The 260-nt window shown below is 47.3% G+C and carries 1 protein-coding gene; it reads right to left on the bottom strand.

Annotation, left to right across the window (positions count from 1 at the left end):
- Nucleotides 1–15: 15 nt before the first annotated feature.
- Complete coding sequence (locus tag FS628_RS30700; RefSeq protein WP_145326693.1) at nucleotides 16–213, bottom strand: hypothetical protein; 198 nt, start codon at nucleotides 211–213, stop codon at nucleotides 16–18.
- Nucleotides 214–260 lie beyond the last annotated feature (47 nt).

The following is a 260-nucleotide window of genomic DNA, read 5'->3' as shown; positions in this document are numbered from 1 at the left end:
TCTTTTTTAAGTCGACTACCCATCGTGATCCGAACACCCCCTACGCCAACTCTTCTCTTTCCCAATCCCATCTTCAACACCATCACGCTCATCCTCCTCCTCAACCCCATCTCCAAAACAATCTTCTCTCAACACCCCCAACTCTCCATCAATATCCCCTTCCCTTACCACATTATCCCCTTCCTCCTCATCCTCTTTCCCTTCATCTTTCATCCTCTATCCACCTCCTTCTTCACCATCTCATTACAACTATTACCCTC

The sequence above is a fragment of the Paenibacillus xylanexedens genome (assembly GCF_007676705.1).
Taxonomy (GTDB): domain Bacteria; phylum Bacillota; class Bacilli; order Paenibacillales; family Paenibacillaceae; genus Paenibacillus; species Paenibacillus xylanexedens_C.
Note: the sequence above shows the minus strand (reverse complement) of the source record. Positions and strands in the feature narration are given on the sequence as shown.